This is a genomic window from Bacteroidota bacterium (assembly GCA_016183775.1).
In the GTDB taxonomy this organism is placed as follows: domain Bacteria; phylum Bacteroidota; class Bacteroidia; order JABDFU01; family JABDFU01; genus JABDFU01.
The window spans coordinates 1-18,250 of the sequence record JACPDY010000071.1 but is presented as its reverse complement, the minus strand read 5'-3'; the positions used below and the strand labels follow the sequence as shown (position 1 = coordinate 18,250).

General features: G+C 39.0%; 21 protein-coding genes. 12 read left to right on the top strand and 9 right to left on the bottom strand.

Annotation, left to right across the window (positions count from 1 at the left end):
* The 9 genes from HYU69_08960 to HYU69_08920 form a co-directional block, all read left to right on the top strand.
* The coding region (locus tag HYU69_08960; protein ID MBI2270469.1) for a transposase at positions 1–132 on the top strand (132 nt) is incomplete at its 5' end.
* Positions 133–243: 111 nt separating this feature from the next.
* Complete coding sequence (locus HYU69_08955) at positions 244–693, top strand: ATP-dependent zinc protease (GenBank protein MBI2270468.1); 450 nt, start codon at positions 244–246, stop codon at positions 691–693.
* A 1-nt stretch (position 694) separates the two neighbouring features.
* Entirely contained in the window at positions 695–1,573 is an 879-nt protein-coding gene (rimK, locus tag HYU69_08950) for a 30S ribosomal protein S6--L-glutamate ligase (GenBank protein ID MBI2270467.1), read from the top strand.
* Positions 1,574–1,575: 2 nt separating this feature from the next.
* Entirely contained in the window at positions 1,576–2,103 is a 528-nt protein-coding gene (locus tag HYU69_08945) for a nucleotidyl transferase AbiEii/AbiGii toxin family protein (protein ID MBI2270466.1), read from the top strand.
* The gene (locus tag HYU69_08940; GenBank protein MBI2270465.1) at positions 2,104–2,349 is read left to right on the top strand and encodes a hypothetical protein; all 246 of its coding nucleotides are present in this window, start codon (positions 2,104–2,106) and stop codon (positions 2,347–2,349) included.
* Between the two features lie 18 nt (positions 2,350–2,367).
* Positions 2,368–3,321, top strand: a complete 954-nt coding sequence (locus HYU69_08935; protein ID MBI2270464.1) for a succinylglutamate desuccinylase/aspartoacylase family protein — start codon at positions 2,368–2,370, stop codon at positions 3,319–3,321.
* Positions 3,322–3,382: 61 nt separating this feature from the next.
* On the top strand, positions 3,383–4,429 hold the full coding sequence (locus HYU69_08930) for a hypothetical protein (GenBank protein MBI2270463.1): 1,047 nt from the start codon (positions 3,383–3,385) through the stop codon (positions 4,427–4,429).
* A gap of 387 nt (positions 4,430–4,816) precedes the next feature.
* On the top strand, positions 4,817–5,506 hold the full coding sequence (locus HYU69_08925) for a hypothetical protein (protein MBI2270462.1): 690 nt from the start codon (positions 4,817–4,819) through the stop codon (positions 5,504–5,506).
* Positions 5,507–5,760: 254 nt separating this feature from the next.
* Positions 5,761–6,846, top strand: coding sequence for a T9SS type A sorting domain-containing protein (locus HYU69_08920; protein ID MBI2270461.1), 1,086 nt, complete (start codon positions 5,761–5,763; stop codon positions 6,844–6,846).
* Between the two features lie 162 nt (positions 6,847–7,008).
* Here HYU69_08920 and HYU69_08915 read toward each other — a convergent pair whose 3' ends face one another.
* From HYU69_08915 to HYU69_08890, 6 genes are all read right to left on the bottom strand, one after another.
* Positions 7,009–8,310, bottom strand: coding sequence for a T9SS type A sorting domain-containing protein (locus HYU69_08915; GenBank protein ID MBI2270460.1), 1,302 nt, complete (start codon positions 8,308–8,310; stop codon positions 7,009–7,011).
* 39 nt (positions 8,311–8,349) lie between these two features.
* Positions 8,350–9,573: a DUF393 domain-containing protein gene (locus HYU69_08910; protein ID MBI2270459.1), complete on the bottom strand. Its 1,224-nt coding sequence runs from the start codon at positions 9,571–9,573 to the stop codon at positions 8,350–8,352.
* 225 nt (positions 9,574–9,798) lie between these two features.
* Positions 9,799–10,284, bottom strand: a complete 486-nt coding sequence (locus HYU69_08905; protein MBI2270458.1) for a hypothetical protein — start codon at positions 10,282–10,284, stop codon at positions 9,799–9,801.
* Positions 10,281–11,021 (bottom strand): sterol desaturase family protein, encoded by a 741-nt coding sequence (locus HYU69_08900; protein ID MBI2270457.1) that lies wholly within the window; start codon positions 11,019–11,021, stop codon positions 10,281–10,283. Before HYU69_08900 ends, HYU69_08905 begins: the two co-directional genes overlap by 4 nt.
* 192 nt (positions 11,022–11,213) lie before the next feature.
* Positions 11,214–12,371, bottom strand: a complete 1,158-nt coding sequence (locus HYU69_08895) for an ATP-binding protein (GenBank protein ID MBI2270456.1) — start codon at positions 12,369–12,371, stop codon at positions 11,214–11,216.
* Positions 12,372–12,432: 61 nt separating this feature from the next.
* Complete coding sequence (locus HYU69_08890; protein MBI2270455.1) at positions 12,433–12,606, bottom strand: virulence RhuM family protein; 174 nt, start codon at positions 12,604–12,606, stop codon at positions 12,433–12,435.
* A 50-nt stretch (positions 12,607–12,656) separates the two neighbouring features.
* Here HYU69_08890 and HYU69_08885 point away from each other — a divergent pair, with 50 nt between their 5' ends.
* Positions 12,657–14,024, top strand: a complete 1,368-nt coding sequence (locus tag HYU69_08885; protein ID MBI2270454.1) for a hypothetical protein — start codon at positions 12,657–12,659, stop codon at positions 14,022–14,024.
* 165 nt (positions 14,025–14,189) lie between these two features.
* Here the strand turns inward: HYU69_08885 and dinD are convergent, their stop codons facing one another.
* Entirely contained in the window at positions 14,190–15,047 is an 858-nt protein-coding gene (dinD, locus tag HYU69_08880) for a DNA damage-inducible protein D (GenBank protein MBI2270453.1), read from the bottom strand.
* 331 nt (positions 15,048–15,378) lie between these two features.
* Here dinD and HYU69_08875 point away from each other — a divergent pair, with 331 nt between their 5' ends.
* On the top strand, positions 15,379–15,522 hold the full coding sequence (locus HYU69_08875; GenBank protein ID MBI2270452.1) for a hypothetical protein: 144 nt from the start codon (positions 15,379–15,381) through the stop codon (positions 15,520–15,522).
* A gap of 264 nt (positions 15,523–15,786) precedes the next feature.
* The gene (locus HYU69_08870; protein ID MBI2270451.1) at positions 15,787–17,340 is read left to right on the top strand and encodes a Fic family protein; all 1,554 of its coding nucleotides are present in this window, start codon (positions 15,787–15,789) and stop codon (positions 17,338–17,340) included.
* 79 nt (positions 17,341–17,419) lie between these two features.
* On the opposite strand, the gene HYU69_08865 is transcribed toward HYU69_08870, so the two are convergent.
* Together HYU69_08865 and HYU69_08860 are read right to left on the bottom strand one after the other, a co-directional pair.
* On the bottom strand, positions 17,420–17,665 hold the full coding sequence (locus tag HYU69_08865) for a hypothetical protein (GenBank protein ID MBI2270450.1): 246 nt from the start codon (positions 17,663–17,665) through the stop codon (positions 17,420–17,422).
* A gap of 3 nt (positions 17,666–17,668) precedes the next feature.
* Complete coding sequence (locus tag HYU69_08860; protein MBI2270449.1) at positions 17,669–18,103, bottom strand: HNH endonuclease; 435 nt, start codon at positions 18,101–18,103, stop codon at positions 17,669–17,671.
* Positions 18,104–18,250: the final 147 nt, after the last annotated feature.

The window sequence follows — 18,250 nt, the reverse complement described above, 5'->3', positions numbered from 1 at the left end:
TGGATTATTGAAAGAACTTTTTCTTGGTTTGAAAACCAACGAAGATTGAGTAAAGATTTTGAATATTTGCTTGAAACAAGTGAGGCAATGATTCATTTTGCAGCTATAAAAATATTATTGAATAAATTTTAAACAGTTTCTGAAAAGATCCGGTTTCTCTTTTCCATTCGGTGAAGGTGCCCGAAGGAAGAGTGAGTCTCTTTCACAGATATTTTCTACCTTGCAGCAGCTGTATAGCTTATTATGACTGAAGAAAAACCAAAGATCACAATTGGCCGGAGGGAAAAGGTATCATTCCCCGATCTCGGTATTTTTGATATTGATGCAAAAATAGATACCGGAGCTTATACAACAGCTTTGCATTGTCACGATATTGAAGTTAAACAGGAGAACGGAAAGCCGGTTTTGTATTTTAAATTGCTCGACCCATCCCACCCCGAATACAATGAGCAGCAACAACGATTCGTGGATTTTAAAGAAAAGGACATTAAAAATTCGTTTGGCGCTCTTGAGCGCCGCTATGTTCTTAAAACCCGCCTTAAGATCGGACGCAAAATTGTAAAAACTTCAATATCTTTAACCGACAGAGGCAATATGCGTTTCCCTGTTTTAATAGGCCGTAAACTATTGCTCAGGCGTTTTATCGTCGATGTAAATGAAACTTATTTGTTGAATACAAAAAAATCAGCCTGAAATGAAACTCGTTATTTTATCCCGTAATCCAAAACTATATTCCACAAAACGCCTGGTGGAAGCAGGTGAGCAACATGGACACGAAGTATTGGTACTCGACCACATGAAATGCGTACTGGTAATTGAACAGGGGCGTCCGCATGTATTTTATCAGGGCAAGGAGGTTTCTGATGTAGGCGCTGTAATTCCCCGAATAGGCGCGTCTGCCACCTTATATGGAGCTGCTGTTGTCCGGCAATTCGAAATGATGAAAATTTTTTCTGCCGTGGAATCACAGGCGCTTACGCGTTCGCGCGATAAGCTCCGCAGCCTGCAGCTTTTGGCACGTGCAGGACTGGGAATGCCTAAAACATCTTTCGCTTACAGCTCAAAAGATCTTGATATTATTATCAACCAGGTAGGAGGCGCGCCGGTTGTGATCAAGCTGTTAGAAGGCACGCAGGGCATAGGCGTTATTTTAGCCGAAACACATAACGTAGCCAAGTCGGTGATCGAAGGATTCCTGAGTATTGACGCAAATATACTAGTGCAGGAATTTATAAAAGAAGCAAAAGGTGCTGATATCCGTGCTTTCATCGTTGACGGACAGGTTGTAGGCGCCATGAAGCGCCAGGGCGCTGAAGGTGAATTCCGCTCCAACCTGCACCGCGGAGGGAAAGCCATGCTTATTAAGCTTTCTGCCGAAGAAAAATCAACTGCTATAAAAGCCGCTAAAAAATTGGGCCTTGGTATAGCGGGTGTAGATATGCTCCAATCGAAACGCGGGCCGCTGATCATGGAAGTAAATTCTTCGCCCGGCCTCGAAGGTATTGAAGGTGCTACAGGTGTTGATATTGCCGGAAAAATTATTGAGTATGTTGAACGGAATGAAATTCAGTAAGGATGATCCAGGAATTATTAAAATACACCTGCGGTCAACTTGAAAAAAAGAATATTGAATACATGTTGTCAGGAAGTATCGCCATGACAATTTATGCAACCCCTCGCTTTACCCGCGATATTGATATAGTAATCAACCTGAAGAAAGAAGATTTAAATTCATTCCTTTCAATTTTTACTGATACTTTCTACATAAATAGTAAAACCGTTTTGGCGGAAATTGAAAAAAAGGGAATGTTTAATGTTATCGATCAGAATAGTGGATATAAAATAGATTTTATCATTAAGAAAGAAAGTGATTTCCGGAATGAAGAATTCCGGCGAAAAGTATACAAACCCATTTTCGATTTTAAGGCTTGGATCGTATCTCCGGAAGATCTTTTTATTTCAAAAATTATCTGGATACAATCAACTCCAAGTGATATGCAAATGAGCGATTTGAGAGCATTGCTAAATCACAAGGCTCTCGATAAAAAATATATTTCAGATTGGTCTGCAAAATTAAAATTACTCACCTATAATCTAGTATAAATGCAGGATACTTCCCCCGAAATATTACTTATTCAGCATAATATCTGGATGAAAAAAACCGAAGAGGAGCGCTTCCGCTTGGGTATTGAAATGATCGAAGAAGGCCGGAAACTTGTTGAGTGTTCAATAAAAAACGAGAATCCCGATATAACTCCAACCGAATTAAAACGAGCGGTATTTAAACGATTTTATGAAAATGATTTTTCTGTCGAAGAGCTAAATACGATTTTACAACATCTTACCTGATATAAGTTATTTTTAATTATGGCCAAAGACATTGTAATTAACGGAACAATAATAGCGCCCGGCGAAAGCAAACAGGTTGTTTTCAGCAAGTGTGAGCTACCCAGTCAAAGTATAATTGAGACCCCTGCTTATGTTTTTCGTTCAGTTAATGACGGACCGACTGTTCTGCTCAGCGCAGGGATGCATGGTGAAGAAACCAATGGTATCGAAACAATACGACAGCTTATAAAAAGAGAAGACATACAAAAACCTCTGTGCGGAACTATTATAGCCATTCCGGTTTTCAATGTTGTTTCATTTATTTTTAACCAACGCGATCTGCCCGATGGGCGTGACCTTAACCGCTGCTTCCCCGGAACCAGAAGCGGTTCACTCGGAAGCCGCATCGCGCACGACATTATTCACAATATATTATCGGTGATCGATTTTGGGGTCGATTTCCATACCGGAGGCGCTAAAATAAATAACTATCCGCAGCTGCGCTGTGTATTCGATGAACCTAAAAATATTGAACTGGCAAAATTATTCGCTCCTCCTTTTATCATCAATGCACCGTATCGTGAAGGCTCGTTCCGAATGGAGGCCGCTAAACAGGGAAAAAGTATTTTGGTTTTTGAAGCAGGTGAATCATTACGTTTTAACAACACAGCTATTAACGAAGGACTTAGCGGATGTCTCCGTTTCTTAAAAAACCTGAGCATGATCGCCGGCGAGATGTCCGTACCGCACACTATTATTATTGGTAAAGACAGGTGGATGCGTGCACAGGAAGCAGGGCTATTCCGTACAGAAAAAAAATTCGGAGCGTTCTTTGAAAAAGATGAGGTGATCGGCATTATCAGCGACCCATACAACAGAAGTGAAATTAAACTGGTTGCGCCTGACGATGGATTTATTATCGGCATCAATAATCAACCTGTTGTGCATGTTGGTGATGCCTTGCTGCATATTGGGATGGAAAAACCATTTTAATACGCAAAATAAACTTATCTTTAATAGCATAAAATTGAAATTTTTAAACATCGGAGGTTCTATGGAAGCAGAAAAAATATACACAACAGAAGAATTGAGAAAATGGATTCGAGATTTAGAAGACGCCGAGCAATCTTACCCTGAGGACGGACTCGTGCTTCTTGAAAATACTGAGGCTCCTAAATATATAAATCAAATTCGAAATCTTGGTGGAGAGTTGGTCACCTATTTAAATATTTATATACCTCGGATTTATTTTTGGACTGAAAACTTTGAAAAAGCGATTAAATTTGCAGAAGATGCCAGTAAAATTGGAAAGGTTAAACTCTCTCCCGCATATATCTTAAGCAATCCTATCGAATATGTGTTCAGTATTGCGATTGATCAACCTGATGATTATGCGGAGGTCCTCACCGGTCTCATAAAATTAGCCAACGATGATCCAAAACTCAAAGATCTTGCAAATAAAATGGAAGCTCAATTTTCACTCAAGAATAAGAGTGGGCCAGATTATTCCAAAATTGACAAAATGATTGCTGATTGCAAAACAATTAATTCTTCGGAAAGCGGGCGAGTTGCCACAGAAGTGATGAGTGCTTTAATCCATTGCGTAGAAAATAAAGATTTTGAAAAAGCCGGATTTTATTTGTCGACGATTTTTCGTATCGATCGTGTGACAATGACAGTTATGCATTCATTTTTGAACACCGATCCACGTTTTGTCGAGTTTAAAAAAACAAAATTCTTTAAGGATGCTCTGCCTGAAATGCCGGTTGAAAAACATTTAGCACAAGCCTACGTAACCGCTATGGATGAACCTTATGAGACTTACAAAAAGCTTGAAAAGAACAAAGAAAAAACCAAGGATAAAACAGACTTACTAGCCGTTCAGCACTTTTGTATCGCTCTAATTTGCTCAGATTTAGGCGAGCATGGCGACGACAACATGGATGAGTATGGAGGTGGGAAAATATCCATCAAAGGATTCAAAGACCTGAAGAAAAAACTCGAAGACGACCTTAAAAAACAAATGGCGAAGTCAAAGATCAAGCACCCGCCATTTTGGAAATACAAAAAATTTAAATCATTTAAAGACGTCCATTTATAAATTTTTTCACTAAAATTTTAGGGCGGCTTTGTTCAATTGCATGGCGATATCATGAGACATTTTCATTGATTTCCATTCAACTGCATATTTAGGAATGGGCGAAATAACCCATCTCCCCCGAAGATAAGGAGAAACTTAATTCTTTTTAGAGACTGTTTAAATTTCATATAAAATAAATGTTATTAATTTTCTACCAAGATTTCGCTCCTAACGGAGCTATTAAAATCCCGTAGGGATGGAATCTTGGTAGAAAAAAATAAATAATTTTTAAAGCCCTGTAGGGGCGACATATAACATTTCAAATAGATAAATTTTAAACAGTTCACCCTCCCATATACCAACGGCACAATAATTGCGTTATGCTTAAATATGTCTTACATTTAAGTAATGGGGCTTCTCAAATACATACAAATTATTACTCTTGCAGGATTGCCTGTTTTGTGTGTTGCACAGGATAACGGAACCGGCAGAGTCAATAAGCCCGTTTCTACTGCCGCGGATTGTCCCAGTTGGAATACGCGTAAACAGAATGATCGCGGCGATTTTCTGGAATATATGCGAAAAACCCAGGGGAAGAAAACAGAGACCAATAATCCATATTTAGCGTATGCGAAAATGCTGAGTAAAACAGACGTCTCCGCAAATAATACCGGACAAAGAGCTGCAGCGAAAAATGATTTCTATGCCCGTAAACGGTATAACCTGTTCCCGAACAAATCTGAACAAAACAAAACCGAAACAATTAAAAAATATAATGACATCCCTGAAGGAAGCACAACTGCGGAACCAACCCAACAAACTGATCCGGAAAAAAAAGAAATAGTACCTGCCAATAACACTCCTGAACAGGTTTTAATGCCTGAACAAAAAATTATTGAAACTGTCAATGGACCGGCCGTTTCTCCTACTCCGGAACAAAAGGAACAAGTTGTAAAAAACAAGGAAAACGGAAGCACCAAAGTTGAATCCAACAAAACACGCTCACACTGGTTTAAAAAGAAAGCAACACGTCTTTTCTCCAAAAAGACAAATAAGCCGGCCAGGCCGAATTACGAAAAGTGTACCACAAGATTTTAGAAACTGTATGTGTTTTAGTCTAAATTCGAATAATTTTTCTCTCCCGATCGGTATTATAGCACAGACTATTTTATAATCGCGGATGGTATCCCTGGCGGTTGGGGACAAAAAAGGAAACCACCAAAACACCAAAGCGCCAAATCCCACCAAAAGATTATATAGAGGAAATTTTGTCGTACACCCTCATAGGGTTTAGGATCTTGCCTCTTGTTCTAGATTTCATATATTTGCAAAACAACCTAAAACTTTATCGCATGAAAAAAATTACTCTATTTGTATCTATTGTTGCTGCATGCGCTTCTTCTGCATTGCTGGCACAACCAACCATTACTTCAGCCGATTTTCCGACTCTTACTTCAAAATGGGCTGAACTTAGTGATAACCGCGCAGGCATGCATGCCGTTACTGCAGGGGGAGCCAATTTAAACTGGGATTATTCAACAGGGTATTATGTAATTGATGATACCTCTTTCACCAGTTTTATGACACCTGCTTCTGTTCCTAATGGATGGGGCAGCAATTTTCCTACTGCTGATCTGGCACAATACAGCGCTGTAGACTCTATGGCTCAATTTTTTGAATTGAACACAACCGGAATTTATTTTGACGGAATGTACAGTGGAACCAAATACGGGTTTGGCAAAATGGACTATACTCCTGATATGTATTTTCTCCCCACTCCATTTACATATAACAGCACGAAGTCTAACACGTCAAGAATTGTTGCTCTTACCAAATATGGAACGTATAATGCCAAATTCATTCTCCGCGTTACACAAAACCTGACTGCAGATGCATATGGCACACTAAAAACACCTGCAGGAACATATTCAAATACTTTAAGGGTTCATACATTCAGTTATTCTTACGATAGCATATTTGTTGATTTCACAGGTTCAGGAACATACTCCCTTCTTTCCGGAGAGGGGCCTAAAGATACTTCAGATACTTATTCCTGGTACTCTGCTGCACAAAAAGCCCCTGTCGCTTCAGCTGATTTTGAAGGCCCTGCCTCTAAATCTGCGTCTGTGAGCGCAACTTATTACGATTTCACTTTGCTGCCTTCTTCTGTTAAAGAATTAAATGCAGCTAAAGCACTTAACGTTTATCCTAACCCTGCTGTTAACCAGCCTGTTTACTTTTCATTCGACGCGAACTCAACAGTAACAAATATTGTTATATACAATGCATCGGGTCAGCTTGTAAGAACCGAACAAATTGCGGGAGCCAACCAACTGCTATTACAAACAAACGATATGAATGCGGGAATATATTTTTACTCCTTAAATGATAAAAACGGGAAACAGACACAAACAGGTAAGTTTATTGTAGGTAAATAAATTATTTATTTTTATACCGAGGGAACTTGATTTCAAGGGTCTTGAGACTCGGCATATACGGCTTTAATACCGATGCTCGATATATTTTAGTATAAATTAAAACAATTTTTCTTTCGATCGGTATTATACCGCAAACTATTTTACATATTTCTGTCCGAAATTTTATTCTTTAGTCTTTATCCATTTCATTACTCTATTACCTTTCGGAGTGTTAAGTGAAACAAAGTAAACTCCCGGCACTAATTGATAATTGTTAAGATCAATGATGTGCTTTCCTTCATTTAACTGGCCGTTTATCGGGCTTGCAACAACACAGCCCTTAATATCATGTATTGCAAGTGTAACAAATAACTTTTCACTTAAAGTAAATCCGATCTTTGCATCACTAAAACCGGGGTTCGGATATATCTGCAGGAAAAATTGATGATCGTCCATCTCTTTCGCCGATGTAATTGCGGCTGATATACCGGAGAACTCCCATGTGTCATTATAAAGCGAGGCTCCTGTTCCCCCATAGATTATCATTTTGTCCTGGGAAGGAATATAAACTGCAATATGGCCAAACCTTTCAGCCGGTTTTGTTGATCCTTGAGGAATGCTGTCCCATTTATTATTATCCAGAGAAAATGACCAGAGGTCGTTCATTCCTCCCGCTAAATTTCCCTGGCCTAAATAACTACCACCGAAAATAACAACATTACCTTTTCCGCAGTAAACATTGGAAGGGTAATGGCGCGCTATAGGTTTTGAGGTCGGAGCTGGATTGGTCCAACTATAACTATCCAAATCAAGTGTCCATATATCATCCAGGTTACCTGTGCTTTGGCCTCCATATACAATCATTTGCCGCCTGTCGGCTGCGAAACTCTGTGAAGTAAGACATCGTTTCAAAGGAAAAAAAGAATTGGTTTTATCCATCCATTTCATCGTATCAACATTAAATGACCACGTATCATCAAACCGGCCCGATGTAGTAAAGCCTGCAAAATTAATTATGTCGCGTTTAATCGGATCAAAAATTGTTGCGGTGCCATATCGCTTTAGAGGTGCACCCGAAACATTTCCATCCGCAAATAGTTCCTGCCAGGTGCTATCAGTAAAATTAAAAGCCCAAACATCGTTATACAAAGCCGCCCCTTGTCCCGACCAGATAAGCATACGATCCATAATAGTATCATACATGGCTATCTGAGTATAACGAGCGACAGGTGATTTTGAGGATTTGGATGGAATCAGAGTCCAGTTATTGGAATTCAGATCGAGGCTCCACAATTCATTTACCTTTCCACCGGAAGTGCTGCCGCCAAAAACATACATTTTATTTTTAACCGGGATATAAATCGCAGAAGCATTGCTTCGTGCAGTAATTGAACCTGTAGTAGTCAGTTTTATCCAACCTTGTGAAAAACCCCCGGTATTTAAATTGATAACCAGAAAAAACAGCGCGCTTAATTTATTCAACATGTGATAATTATTTAGTGGATACTAATGCATTGAATATTCCTATCTCCACAGCCTCCCTCTTTCCTTTTCCGTGGGCATCCGACACGTTTCCTTTTGCCCAAACCATTTGATCCTGTTCTTAGAAATAACAGAATAAACATAATCGCGCAATACCCTTGGAAAGATCCTGAGAACAGGAGCCAGCCCCCAAATACCGCCCATACTTTTCAAAATTTCTATGATCGCGTCCGACCTGGTGAATACTTTTCCATCGCTGAAAAAAACAACAGTCTTCAAATCTGATGTATCGATATTATTTAAATATACCGGGGCCGTTTCTCCCTGCAATGGTGCATAAAGTAATACTTCATCCTTGTCTTCCTTTAATAAAAAATCAACGAACGAATTGCACAGGCCACATACGCCGTCAAAGAAAACAAAGTTATTCTGCTCGGATACTTTTATCGGTTTGATCCATGATCCGTCAAACGTAAACCAATGTATCATCAGCATTCCGAATGTAAGGTCGGCAAAGTCAACAATCAGCAGAATGCCAGCATGCATAATGATTGTGAACAGCCATATCCACATTCGTGTTTTTTTCCAGATGGCGAAGGGTAAAAAAGTCATTTCCAGCAAAAGTATTCCCCAGGTTAAAAAATGCAGAATACCTTGAGGGAAAGACAAAAAGAAAGTCCTCAGGCCCCAATCCCGGGCAAGCGGATTATTAAGTAAATGAATAATAGCGCTGCCGTCTCTCCAGCTGGGCGAATGAAGCTTATCGAACCCGCTGATGGTATAGCCAACAGACATTATGATCCATGCGCCCCAAAATAATATGGGAGGAAAAGACCAGTTTTCATTTTTCTTTGTAAACAACGAGAGCGGCTCACCTTTCGGAACTACAATGCAGCACAATAAGATCCACCCGATAAACGGAAGACCCGGGTTGCTGATAAGGTTGTTGCGATCGAACAAACAAACCCAGCCATACCACAGCACAAAAGCGGCAATGGGCCGTTGAATACCGAATGTGAACAACAGGGAACATACGATCAATAGTAACACAAGAAGTTGAACTGCAAATGGCGAATCGGAGCTATTTAATATATTCGGAAAAAATCCATGTGTAAGGTTGAGACTTGCATCAGGCATTAATCCGGCATTGCTCCACATTTCGACAGCATAGGGAAACAGCATTACAAAATGGATGAACAGGTAAACACCCAGTATGATCCTGAAAAACGAAAACTGATATGCTGAGTAGGTTTTCAATTGGCGCATACTGGCTATGTCATTAAGCTAAGCCCGAAGGGCTTCAATTTTAATAACCTCCGGTTAAACCGGAGGAAAAACGTCAAAAACAATTTTCCAACCCGCCTCAGGCGGGTTGAATGTCTTTTATATCAACATATTCAAACCTTTCAGGGTTGGGACTCCTCTCACTTTAATAACCCCCGATTTCATCGGGGGTTATTAAAATTCAAGCCCTTCGGGCTTGTCATTAGGTCACATTCCTCTTACCTTAATTACATTGGCGCATACAGGTGTTAGTGTCCACACATCATCCCGGCCCGCTGTTTTTGTTCTTATTTTTATGGCATAATCTGTTCCGTTTGCGGGTAATCCCATTTCTTTGATAATTGTTTTCTTGCAGAAACCATAATCAAAAACCGATCCCCAGATCTCTTTCCTGAGAATAGGCCCGTAGGAGATCGCGGCTCCATAAACGTTTCGCCGGTTATAAGGTCCCTTTAATTTTGAATACATGGCAGGTGTTATCTGTATCTCTTCTTTTTGACCTTCAGCCCTTATGTATTGAATATAAAAATCACCGGCAAATGTTTCCACCCCTTTAACCTCGGTAAACACAAGCGGCAGCGGCGATGAGCCCGAAACAGTTCCCATCCCCCTGATAATTTTATTGCCCAGCAGGAAACCAATAGCCTGCAGTAACCCAATAATTACAATAAGTATATAAATATATTTTCTCATTTATTTTTGGTTGACGTATACTGATTATTCACATTCTTAAACAACAGCATTTCAACCAATTTTTCTTCGCGTTCGGGCTTGAACCCGCATGGTTTATCATTTGTCTTTGGATTTTCAAATGTACCAAAAAGCATATCCCAGAGCGGAATGTCGGAAAAATTATTAAAATGCCTATTCCTTTCGTGATGAATACGGTGCATCTCCGGACGCTGAAAAATATAACCCATCCAATGTGGTGTTTTAATATTCATATGATAGACATATTCACCCAGCGCGGAGTACAGTATACACCAGGCAGCCGCTTCCATACTTAAACCAAGGAGACTAAAATTAACAAGACCTATAATTATAGAATTACAAATGATTTCCAACGGATGTTTAAAAAAGGAAGTGATTGTTTCGATGCGTTGAGGGCTATGATGAACCTGATGCATAAGTAACCATAAAATATTAATGGTATGTCTCCACCTGTGCCACCAGTAAAACACAAACGTTAATACCAAATAAGCGATAAAACCACCCTCCGGTTCATTTAACGAAGCCGGCAAATGAACCAGCGACCTTCCCTGGAACCAGGTATCCCAACTCACTTTTCCTAAAAATATAACGCCGATCTGACAAATATTAAGGATGATAACCCGTGTCCACCAGCCTTTAACGTGCGGCAGCTTTTGATCGGGAATAATACGCTCCAGGATCATCAGGGAAATTCCGATGGCGATAATGTAGATGATCATTGTTGTGATTTAGGGTTGGATAAAATGCTTTTCGATTTTTTACTATATAAATATTTTCGCGGCTCTGCCGCTTTTTTATAAGAAAGCCATGTATAAATATAGCCAAAATAGGCATTTAGTTAATCGGTTGGAAGTGATTTGAATATCCTTTTAATAACAGGCAATGTTTCACCCATTACATCATTGCCCTATTTAAATATTGCAGGTATTTGTCCAATTTAACAATTGCCCGTTCGATGTTTTTAATTCATTTTCTCCGCTATAAACCAGAAAACAATTCGCTTTTTTTATTCCCGAAAGCTTTGCATAATAACCAAGCCCTTTAAAAAACTGGGGGTTATATGTTTTTGATGATTTAATTTCGACAGCTTTTATTTTACCTTTTTCCTGAATTAATAAATCTACTTCATTGCCCGTATTATCCCGCCAAAAATAGAGCTGTGGTTTTAGCCCTTTATTCATCCGCTCTTTAATTAATTCATTTATCACAAAATTTTCGAAAAGCCCACCCTTTGCCCAATGACTTGTCAGTTGCGTTGGGGCATCAATACCCAATAAATTACAGGCGAGGCCGGTATCATAAAAATAAAGTTTAGGTGTTTTAACCAATCGTTTATTGAAATTAGTATGATAGGGCTGCAAAAAATAAATAATAAAAGATGTTTCCAAAACAGAAAGCCATTTTTTTACTGTTTTATGGTCAATACCAAGCGTATTGCCTATATCAGTTAAATTAAGCAATTGACCCACCCTTCCGGCCAATAATTTAATAAATGTTTCAAACAGCGAAAGGTCGTGTACATTTACCAACGACCTTACATCCCTTTCCACGTATGTGTTCAAATAGGAAGAATAATAAACAGCAGGAGCAACTTTACGATCATATATCGCGGGATACGCCCCTTTAAAAATAAGCTGTTCAATGCTTTTAACAGCGATGCCTCCCTGCTTCATTTCCTGGTAACTAAACGGCAATAAATTTAAAAGCACAACCCTTCCGGCCAAACTCTGGCTGATATTTTCGAGCAGCAAAAAATTCTGAGAGCCGCTTAAAATATATCGCCCGTGTTTTTTTTGCTTATCCATGGCAACCTGCAAATAGGAGAACAATTCAGGAACCCGCTGTACTTCATCTATGATAAGGCCCTTCTTATATTGCGACAAAAACTGCTCCGGATCATTTATAGCCAATGTGCGGGTAGGAGGATGCTCCAGGTTAACATAATCATAGCCGGGAAAAGCAGCCTTCAGCAGCGTGGTTTTCCCTGACTGGCGTGGACCCGTAAGCGCTATAGCCGGCATTTTTTTTGCCAATAAAACAAGCTGTTTTTTTAAATCCCTTGGTATCATATCTTTACAATTTGGGAATTTAATTCCCAGATTGTAAAGATATGAAAATATTTTTATCTGCCTACAGTGCCCTGGCTTCACTCAAACATAAATCTTCCGTTTTGCCGGGATGTTTTTGGTTCGTGGCATAGCCTTTTACCAGATAATCCTTTAAACGTTGTGTGGCCCATTGGCGGAATTGGATACCTTGTTTGGAATTTGATTTTGCGTTATTTTTATAAAAAGATTTTAACATAACTTGTAGGTATGAATGTAAAATATAATTTTATAAAAAAATTTGCAAAAATGGCTACAAAATCATCGCAAAAGGTAATCCCCCTTTCTCCGGAAAACTATGTAAAAACAAAAGCCCGCTCATTACCCATTGGCAAATGTTATATTACAGAAGACTGGGAAAATGGAGGTATGGCGAACCTTATCATCACCCGAAAACATGTTACAGGAAATGTTACACTGGGCTTCTACCTGATCGATCTGTATTGTTTGGGTTTAAAGGACACGTATTTTCTTTTTAATATTCCTCCGGATGAATTTGAAGATATTTTAGTAAAGTTTTCGGCTAATACAGAAGCTCCGATGATCGAATGTGAGTATAAACTTGCCCACAACGTTATCTATGGCGGTATTGGCTTTGCGGAAGATTATGAATTCAACCCGCATAAAGATTTCCGCATAACACAGTTTATACTCGAAGAGGATTCGGAGGATGTTCCACTTATTGATATTGCGTTTGGAAAAGACGAAAAACCTTTCATCATTCAATCGCCGGCCATGACACAACGGGAATTTGAAAGATATATTGCAACTCTCGAAAAAACGGCCGGTGCCGGAAATTATGATTACATAGCCGAGGTTGGTGATGACGAAGACGAAGACTATATACAGGATAATTTTTTAGGAAGTAAGTTGGGAGTCGGCAATTGGAACCCCTTACCGGATATGCTATCGGATTTTTCAAAAGGAGGTGATCTGTCCGAAATAGATATGATAAAAATGGCAGATTATTTATTCTCTGAATTTCAAGATAATGAGCCGAATAGTATGGAACGAATGATCGCTGATGTGGACATTACTTTTGATTTGCCTGCCGAGTATGGATTATCTGATGATGAGTGCCTTGACCTCACCGACATTTATTGTGATATACTGAAAGAAGACAACCTTCCTAAAAATATCGGGATACTGCAGGCAAAGATTGCACAACACCCGCATATCCCCATTTATAAAAACTATCTCGCCAAAGCATATCTCACAATTAAAAATCAGGAATTGTACGACAAAGTGATTGATGAGATGATTGCCGCACACCCGGAATATCTTTATTCAAAACTGAAACTTGCCGAAAGATTTATTATTATAGGCAAGCATAACGAGGTTGAAAAAGTTTTCGACAATAAATTATTCCTGTCTCAATTATATCCCTCAAAAAAACTATTTCATATCAGTGAATTGATCACATTCAATTGCTTTTTCATTAACTATTATTTACGTATGGGCGATTTAATGAATGCCGACCTTTATTTTCAACCGATAAAAACATATCTTGAAGATATCCGTACCACAGATTTTAATATGTTTATGGATACTTCAATTTTTATCACTGAAAAAAAGATGGAAGCGTTGAAGATGAATCCGGTGTTCGGAGAAGCATAATACTATTACCGCTAACAAGAATGTGTTGTCAAACAAGGTGAGATTTGGAGCCTTACAGTTATAAGATTAATTGTAATAATAATCAATTGTACCATCAACTCCTTATCATCGGGGTTGCTTTGGGCCACTAATAAAGCCAACGCTACTAAACCATTATCATTTATTTTATTTTTTCTTTTTGCCTTTCAGTTTTTTAGCCCTTTCTCCTTTCACCAATTTTTTAATGCTATTTGCAACGGGCAAATTTTCAGGCATCGTTCCTCCTAATTCCTCAATCGTTTTCCGTACTTTTTTGCCTACTTCAAAATGGGTTTGGTTAGCCTTCTGTTTGCCTTTAATATTCTCTCTTCGCAGTTTTTCTTCGGTTTGTGTAGCACGGAAAAGGTTTGCGGCTAATTCAGTACTACCCATATGATCAAGTATCTGTTCATTTTTCTTTAATCCCTTTTTAGCGTGTATTCCTTTGGCATCGATTCCGCCATACAATCCTTTGTATCCAAAATTTTGAAATATGGCATAGTCAATGGGATCAATTACTCCCGCACCCCTGGCAGCATTAGCCAAATGTTTATTATGCTTTAGCAATTCTTTCCGCAAAAAAAGACGTCTTTCTTCTTCCGTACTTAACTCACTATATGCTTCTGTCTGTTGTATTTCCTGCAAGCGGGTTTGTACGGCAAAATAGGTTTGTCCAAGGGCCACTACCTCCTTATCCGGACTGGCATTCTGTACTATCAGGTAACAAGCATAACGCGTAAGTTTTATGCTTTCCATTTCGCGCCGTGCTCCAGAACCTATTGAAACCATCTCGTGGAAGTCCACGAAATGGTTCGCTATTGGATGTTTGCTGTTTTTACAGGCTTCTTTTGCCCTTTCAATCACGGGTATAAAATTTCTAAACTCCGCATAGTCAAGTGCCTTTGCCAAATCGCGAGCCGACCAAAACTCATTCCCCCTTTCGTCCAGCTGTTTTATTTGCTCGAACACAGGAGAATTTTTGCCTTGTGTTATTTTTTTATCCATGTTTAATAGCTTGTAGCGGTAAATTTACAATTTATTTGAAAGAGCAGGACGAAGGTCCTGCCCAACGGGAGAGGCCTTATCCCGCAAAGGCTAACAAGAATATACCGGCTGGCCGGAATATTCTACCTGCTGTTTATCAGGTTAATGATCAGTTGTACCATTAACTCCTTATCATCGGGGTTGCTTTGGGCGACTAAAACGAACTTGTGTAAAGTTTACACAAGTTCGTTTTAAACTTTTTTAGCTATAAGGAAATTTCGAAAAGTTAAATAAGAGCTCCCTTAATTACAGTTGTTGTATTTTTTGCAACAACTGGTGGTATGTGCAAAAAATGCACATTGCTTTAACTACCAAGGAAAACCCGGTAATTGGCTATAATCAGAGCAACTATTTCCAAAATGGAAACGGTTCACTCGGAAAGCAGGACAAATGCACTGCTGGATATGCATATTACAGGAAGTATTTTGGCTGGTGATTTGCGAATCGGGTAGCGGGTAAGAATGATGGAATTTTTCCTTTTATTTAGCTATTTTTTATGGAGACCGCTCCCAAATTTAAATTGTTTTTTTGATAAAAATCAAATGTTTATCACTATTTTTGCATAATAATCAGGTAATTGAACGGCATTATAACAAGGTAATTGAACAACATAATAACATGGTAAATGCACTACATCATAACCCGGTAATTACACTAATATTTAATCATAAATTGACAATCAATAATTTAAAAATTAATTGTGGCCACACCAAGTGAAAAATTAGCCGCCTCATTGGAATTTCTGAAAAAACTTCAGGATAAAGGGCTTGTAGCTATAAAATCAGGGGAATTAACCAGGGTCCACAGAGAGCGTCTTTTAAAAAATGGTTTTTTGAAAGAGGTTACAAAAGGATGGTATATTTCAACACCTTCAAATGAAAAGCTTGGTGACAGCACTTCCTGGCACGCTTCTTACTGGCAGTTTTGTGCAAGATATTTAACAGACCGGTATGCTGATTCTTATTTTATATCTCCTGATCAATCATTGCAAATACATGCAGGCAATTGGACCGTTCCACAACAACTTATAATACGTACAACCAAAAATTCCAACTACGCTACATCATTGCCGTATGGAACTTCTTTATGGCACTGGGATTCCCCGGTTCCGAAAACTGCAGAAATAGTTACGTTAGAAAAAATCCGAATGATGACCTTGTCCTCCTCGCTGGTACATTGCACACCTGCAGTATTTACAAAGAACCCGACAGATGTGAGAACCGCATTAGCCATGATCAAAGATTCTTCAGAGATAGCAGGACAATTACTTGACGGGGGACATACAAGAATTGCAGGACGACTTGTCGGCGCATTCCGGAATATTGGCAGAAGTAAAATTGCCGATGACATAATAAAAACCATGCGGGCTGCAGGTTACGATGTCCGGGAAACAGATCCGTTTGAAACCAGTACACGAATTACTTTATCCGCAAGAGATCTATCACCTTATGTGAACAGGATAAAATTAATGTGGCCCGAAATGCGTGATGTTGTTATTAAACACTTTCCAAAAGCGCCCGGGCTTCCGGCTGATCACGAAGCGTACATGAAGAAAGTGGAAGAAATATATGTTACAGATGCATACAACTCATTATCCATAGAGCGTTACAGGGTTACACCGGAATTAATTGAACGCGTACGAAGCGGAACCTGGGACACAAAAAATAATGAAAAAGATAAAAAACAAAAAGATGCAATGGCTGCACGCGGCTATTGGCAGGCAACCCAAAAAGTAAGGGAAAGCATAAAAAAAATACTTGATGGAAAAAATTCCGGGAAAGTTGCGGATGCAGAACATGGAGACTGGTACCGGGAATTATTTGCCCCCAGCGTAACAGCAGGTATATTAAAAGCCTCTGATCTTGCCGGCTACAGGAATAGCCAGGTTTATATAAGTAACTCCAAACATGTACCCATAAATAAAGATGCTGTGCGCGATGCAATGCCGGAATTTTTTGAATTATTACAGAACGAGCCGGAAGCTTCCGTGAGAGCAGTCTTAGGACACTTCATATTTGTCTTCATCCATCCCTATATGGATGGCAACGGACGCATGGGACGTTTTTTATTTAATGCAATGCTCGCCTCCGGCGGATACCCCTGGACAGTTATTCCCGTTGAAGAACGTACAACCTATATGGAAGCACTCGAAAAGGCAAGTGTTAATTTGGATATAGAAGCGTTTGCAAAATTTCTGGCGTACCTTGTAGGTGAAGCCATGAAAGGGACTCCGATTGCGAAGATTCAGGGCTAATTGCCGAATTGTAAAGTGCGAACCATCGCAAATTGAGAATTGGGATGGTGGGTTGCTGGAATAATACTACCGGGTGGTTTTACAAAATAGCGGGCTGAGCATTTTTTGCAGCGGAGTGATTTTCTATTTTTTCTTTGGCAAATTCCTGAATAGCCAAAATATAATTAGCCTCCTCCCAGTTAGTTTTTAAATTTTTCTTTTCAAACTCATTCGCCCAATAAATAAAATTTGAAATGTCGGCACGGCTATCTCCAGAATAGAATTTCATTTGACCTGCTATATACGCAATATCGGCAACTGTTTCGAGCAATTTTTGTTTCTTCATTTTTCAAGGTTTAAAGCGTTCTTGATTATGGTATTTTAGAAATTCGCCTTCAGGTAAAAATCTTGAAGGCAAAATGATTTGTTGATTATCGTATTTCAAAAAATAATTTTTAATGGCATCTAACTTGCTTTGCTTTTTAAGAACAGAGGAAATTTTTATTTTGAAATCAGGAGTAATTGTAAGTAACCCGGTTTCAAAGGCCCTATCATGAAGTGCATTGATTGCAATTCCGTTTTGCGGATTCAGTCTGTTCTTTTCGTCAATACCCCAAGGTTTAATGTGTCCAGCGATTAGAAGTTCTGGTTGTTGTATTCCTGTAATACAACACGTATTATTATATGAAGCCAATATTGAACTTCTGAAAAAAGATTGATTAACCCTGACTTTTACTACCTGCTCTCTTGTTTTTCCTTCCTTCGGTAATTCCTTTTCCGGTATATGATTGAGTTCCTCTACCGATGTATTCTCAGAAACTGTTTAAAATTCATTTGATAAAAAGTATAAAGGGCATCTAAAAGGAAATCTCCTACTGAATTACTTAGTGTTGACCAAAACCCTATGTACCATGTATGAAACAAGCCTTAC